Source organism: Arsenicicoccus sp. UBA2120 (assembly GCF_002330965.1).
GTDB classification, from domain to species: Bacteria; Actinomycetota; Actinomycetes; order Actinomycetales; family Dermatophilaceae; genus Arsenicicoccus; species Arsenicicoccus bolidensis.
The window spans coordinates 26,955-31,028 of sequence record NZ_DCYC01000109.1; the positions used below are offsets into that span (position 1 = coordinate 26,955).

The 4,074-nt window shown below is 71.7% G+C and carries 5 protein-coding genes and 1 riboswitch; of the genes, 3 read left to right on the top strand and 2 right to left on the bottom strand.

What is annotated here, in order from left to right:
• Together B2P18_RS18495 and B2P18_RS18500 are read right to left on the bottom strand one after the other, a co-directional pair.
• Positions 1-899 (bottom strand): citrate synthase 2 (locus B2P18_RS18495; RefSeq protein WP_286961890.1); only part of this gene is annotated, 899 nt, incomplete at its 3' end.
• A 7-nt stretch (positions 900-906) separates the two neighbouring features.
• Entirely contained in the window at positions 907-1,281 is a 375-nt protein-coding gene (locus B2P18_RS18500; RefSeq protein ID WP_239266168.1) for a hypothetical protein, read from the bottom strand.
• 48 nt (positions 1,282-1,329) lie between these two features.
• Here B2P18_RS18500 and B2P18_RS18505 point away from each other — a divergent pair, with 48 nt between their 5' ends.
• The 3 genes from B2P18_RS18505 to B2P18_RS18515 all read left to right on the top strand — a co-directional run bounded on the left by B2P18_RS18505 (position 1,330) and on the right by B2P18_RS18515 (position 4,039).
• Complete coding sequence (locus tag B2P18_RS18505) at positions 1,330-2,079, top strand: pyridoxine/pyridoxamine 5'-phosphate oxidase (RefSeq protein ID WP_286960668.1); 750 nt, start codon at positions 1,330-1,332, stop codon at positions 2,077-2,079.
• 91 nt (positions 2,080-2,170) lie between these two features.
• Positions 2,171-2,881, top strand: a complete 711-nt coding sequence (locus B2P18_RS18510) for a metal-dependent transcriptional regulator (RefSeq protein ID WP_029211893.1) — start codon at positions 2,171-2,173, stop codon at positions 2,879-2,881.
• Between the two features lie 179 nt (positions 2,882-3,060).
• Positions 3,061-3,205: riboswitch (cyclic di-AMP (ydaO/yuaA leader) on the top strand.
• The gene (locus B2P18_RS18515) at positions 3,206-4,039 is read left to right on the top strand and encodes a C40 family peptidase (protein WP_286961893.1); all 834 of its coding nucleotides are present in this window, start codon (positions 3,206-3,208) and stop codon (positions 4,037-4,039) included.
• The last annotated feature ends 35 nt before the right edge of the window (positions 4,040-4,074 follow it).

A 4,074-nucleotide genomic window follows, 5' to 3' on the forward strand; every position in this document is an offset into this window, starting at 1 on the left:
AGGTCGAGCAGCACGGCCGCCCAGAACTCCACGTTGGTCGCGATCACGCGCTCGGGGTTGCGCTCGGCGAGCGCCACCAGGGCCGTGGCCTCGAGCTCGCAGGCCGCGGCGTAGCGCGGGGCGCCGAGGCGGCGGCAGGCGGTCTTGAGGACGTCGGCGCGGGGGTCGGTGCCGCGATAGACGCTGTGGCCGAAGCCCATGATCCGACCGCCCTCGGCGAGGACCTGCTCGACGATCCGCGCGGCGGGCTCGCCGGCCTCGACGTCCTCGAGCATCCACATGACCCGGCGTGGCGCGCCGCCGTGGAGGGGGCCGCTCATGGCCCCGACGGCTCCGGACAGGCAGGCCGCCGCGTCGGCGCCCGTGGAGGCGATGACCCGGGCGGTCAGCGCCGAGGGGTTGAGGCCGTGCTCGGCCACCGTGACCCAGTAGCTGTCGACCGCCCCCACGTGCCGCGGGTCGGGGTCGCCGCGCCACCGGATCATGAACCGCTCGGCGATCGAGCGGCCGCGGTCGACCTCGCGCTGAGGGACGGCGGGCAGGTCCTCGCCCCGCGCGGACTGCGCGATGAAGGACATGGCCATCACCGAGGCCCGGGCGAGGTCCTCGCGGGCCTGCGTCGCGTCGATGTCGAGCAGCGGGTGGAAGCCCCAGACGGGGGCGAGCTGGGCGAGGGCGCTCTGCACGTCGACCCGCACGTCACCGGTGCGCACCGGCAGCGGGAAGGGCTCGGCGGGCGGCAGGCCGGGGTGCAGCGCCTCGTCGACGAGCAGCCCCCACACCTGCTCGAACGGCACGTGGCCGACGAGCTCGCGCAGGTCGACCCCGCGATAGCGCAGGATGCCGCTGTCGCGATCGGCCTCGGCGATCTCGGTGACGAAGTCGGCTGTGCCGCCCACCTCGCGGTCACCCACCCGTGCGCTTGACCCGCGGCGTCATACGGCGTCTGGGGGTCGGCCGGACCCGCTTGTCGAGGTCGTAACCGTCGATGAGGGCCTGCAACGTCTTCTTCTTGCTCGTCGGGTGCGAAGCGACGGGCGTGTCCCCGTTGAACACGACGAAGAGCCGCTGGTCCCCGTCGAAGACGGTGAGGACCGAGCCGTCGACGAGGTGGTGGGCGTGCTCGAGGGCGCGCCGGCGGGCGCTGCTGCGCGCCACCTGCCGCTCGGCGAGCTCGCGCGCGGGCTCCTTGCCGTGCTTGACCGCCTCGTAGACGATCGGGCCGTACTTGACGCCGAGCTTGACCAGGTTGTTGACGGCGCCGACCTTGCCTCGTGCCATGACGGACCTCCTCAGGACGCGGTGACCGGGTCAGCCTAGTCTCGGGGTATGACGCAGAACGACGTGACCGACCCGCGGGCGACGGACGAGCAGGGCCAGGGGACGCGCGGCGCGGGGGTGCAGGGCATCCGGCGGGTCGACTACGCCGGCACGGGTCTGGACGAGGCGACGCTGGGGGACAGCCCCTGGTCGCTCGCGTCGACCTGGCTCGCGGAGGCCGTCGCCCACGACGCGTCCAGCGGCGGGCACACCGAGCCCGACTGCCTCGACCTGGCCACGGTCGGTGCGGACGGCCTCCCGGACGTGCGTCCCGTCCTGATGAAGTTCTTCACGCCCGCCGGTCCGGGGTTCATCACCGACAGCGGCTCCACCAAGGCGCGCCAGATCGGCGAGCAGCCGCGGGTGGCGGCGACGCTGCGCTGGTCCGCGCTCTACCGCGTCATCAGGTTCCGGGGTCGGGCGGTGCCGCTGGACGGGGACGAGCTCGAGGGCTACTGGCGCACCCGGCCCTGGGGCTCCCAGGTCAGCGCCTGGGCGTCCGAGCAGTCCTCGCCGGTCGACGGCCGGGAGGAGCTGCAGCGGCGGTATGCCGAGCAGGCCGCCCGCTTCACCCGTGACGGTGAGGAGGCCGAGATCCCGATGCCGCCGTCCTTCTGCGGCTGGCGGATCGCGTGCGACCAGATCGAGTTCTGGGCCGGTCAGCCGTCGCGCCTGCACGACCGCATCGCCTACGAGAGGGTGGGGGAGGGCGACCTCGACGACGCCGCGTCCTGGCGGCGGCACCGCAAGATGCCCTGATCTGCCCGATCCTGCCCGTCCTCGTGCCGGGCGGCGCTGCGTCGTGCGCGGCGCAAAGCAAGTCCACAGGCGCGCGTGGCAGGCTTGACCCGTGACTGACCTGATCGACACGACCGAGATGTACCTCCGCACGATCTACGAGCTGGAGGAAGAGGGCGTGAAGCCCCTGCGCGCCCGCATCGCCGAGCGACTCGGTCACGCCGGGCCGACGGTGTCCCAGACGGTCGCCCGCATGGAGCGGGACGGTCTGCTGCACGTGGCCGGCAGCCGCGAGATCGAGCTGTCCGCCGACGGTCGGCTTCGGGCGATGCGCGTGATGCGCAAGCACCGCCTCGCCGAGCGCCTGCTCCTGGACGTGATCGGCCTGGAGTGGGAGCACGTCCACGACGAGGCCTGCCGCTGGGAGCACGTGATGAGCGAGCGGGTCGAGCGCAAGATCCTCGGCCTCATCGGCGACGACCACGTCTCGCCGTACGGCAACCCGATCCCCGGTCTGGACGAGCTGGGGTCGGTCGGCACGGACGGCAAGGACCCCGGACTGGTCCCGCTGCACTCCGTCGTGGATGGTTCCGTGACCTCCGTCACAGTCACGGTCCGTCGGATCGGCGAGCCGGTGCAGGTGGATCACGAGGCTCTCGGCCTGCTGACGGCCGCTGGAGCGCTGCCCGGTGGCCGGGTTCGGGTGACCTCGGAGGGCGACCGGGTGATCGTCGTGGGCGTGAATTCCACTGACTCGCAGGGGGTTTCGCTCCCGGTGGATGTGGCGAGCCATGTGTTCGTGGACACCGTGACGTCCGACTGAGAGTGGTTATCGCACGCATGTGTGTCCGGTGCGGGCACTAGCAGCCGTACCCACGGAGGGCGCCTGTGATTCACCTGCCTGTGATCTGAACGTGACAATCCCGGGGGTGTCCGTTACCTTCTTTCACGGCCCTTCTCCCCCTGGAGGGGCTGCAGCAGGAGACGCCGAGTCCTGTCACTTCTGCTGTTCTGCTTATTCCGCTGACAGGAGCGGGGGACCCACCTTGGCGCGCAAGCGTCCCGGGGTGAAGCCACGAGAGTGGCCGGGCCATACCTTTCCGCCCGAACCCGACAGCTAACTTCGTAGGCGTTCGAGAGGTCAACTGTGTCCATTAGCACCCCCGGTCGGCACCGCGCTGCCGACGTCTCCTCCGCCAGTCTCCTGATCAAGGCGGCCAAGCACGCCGCCGCGCCGGCCACCAAGGTCGCGGGTGTCGTCGCCGCCACCGGTGGCATGGTCATCGCCGCGTCGATGCCCGCCACGGCCGCCCCGGCCGCTGCCGCTGCTCCGGTCAGCGTCGCTGCCCCCTCCGTCGCCGCCGTCGGCCAGCTCGGCCGCGTCTCGCTCGCCGGGGTCAAGAAGTCCAAGCTCAAGAAGGTCCGCGGCACCGTCACCAAGCGCACCGCCGTCAAGCGCAAGAAGGCCACGGTCAAGCGCAAGCGCTACTCGACCAAGCGCAAGTACACCCGCACCTCGCGCACCTACCGTCGCACCGCGGTGCGACGCGTCAACCGCACCTACACCCGCGCCTCCCGCACCGCCGTGCGCCGCACCGTCGCGCGCAAGGTCGTCAAGAAGGCCGCCAACCCAGCTCCGCGCGCCGTCGCCGGCGGTGGGGTGCTCCGCACCGCCGCGAGCCTGTCCGGCATCTACTACCGCTACGGCGGCACCACCAGGGCCGGCTTCGACTGCTCGGGCTTCACCAGCTATGTCTTCCGCGCCAACGGCAAGTCCATCCCGCGCACCGCTGCCGCTCAGCAGCGCGCGACCCGTCGCGTGTCCTCCCCGCAGCCCGGCGACCTCGTGTTCTTCGGCTCCCCGGCCTTCCACGTGGGCATCTACGCCGGCGGCGGCATGATGTACGACTCGCCGCGCACCGGCCGCACCACGGGCCTGCACAAGATCTGGAGCAAGAACGTGAGCTACGGCCGCGCCTGATCGGTCGAGCCTCTCGAGCAGCACGACGAAGCCCC

Coding starts and splice junctions, on each gene's coding strand:
- B2P18_RS18500 (WP_239266168.1), bottom strand. CDS start 1,281: ATGGCACGAGGCAAGGTCGGCGCCGTCAACAACCTGGTCAAGCTCGGC.
- B2P18_RS18505 (WP_286960668.1), top strand. CDS start 1,330: ATGACGCAGAACGACGTGACCGACCCGCGGGCGACGGACGAGCAGGGC.